The 323-nt window shown below is 54.5% G+C and carries 3 tRNA genes; all 3 read right to left on the minus strand.

The window, feature by feature from the left end:
* Positions 1-23: 23 nt before the first annotated feature.
* Positions 24-110, minus strand: a tRNA-Leu gene (locus tag OGV69_RS00030).
* A 12-nt stretch (positions 111-122) separates the two neighbouring features.
* A tRNA-Cys gene (locus tag OGV69_RS00035) sits at positions 123-196 on the minus strand.
* Between the two features lie 51 nt (positions 197-247).
* A tRNA-Gly gene (locus OGV69_RS00040) sits at positions 248-323 on the minus strand.

Genomic DNA, 323 nt, shown 5'->3' on the forward strand with positions numbered 1-323 from the left:
TTGATTTTATTGCTTTATTCCCATGGTACCCGGAGCGGGACTTGAACCCGCACAGCGCGAACGCCGAGGGATTTTAAATCCCTTGTGTCTACCGATTCCACCATCCGGGCTCGGGAAGAAATTGGAGGCGCGTTCCGGAGTCGAACCGGACTAGACGGATTTGCAATCCGCTACATAACCGCTTTGCTAACGCGCCGAAATCTTCTGGCTTTTCAGCCGACATCCGCGATTGCCGATGCCTTTAATTTGGAGCGGGAAACGAGACTCGAACTCGCGACCCCGACCTTGGCAAGGTCGTGCTCTACCAACTGAGCTATTCCCGC

It is taken from the genome of Citrobacter sp. Cc139 (genome assembly GCF_030334645.1).
GTDB classification, from domain to species: Bacteria; Pseudomonadota; Gammaproteobacteria; order Enterobacterales; family Enterobacteriaceae; genus Citrobacter; species Citrobacter werkmanii.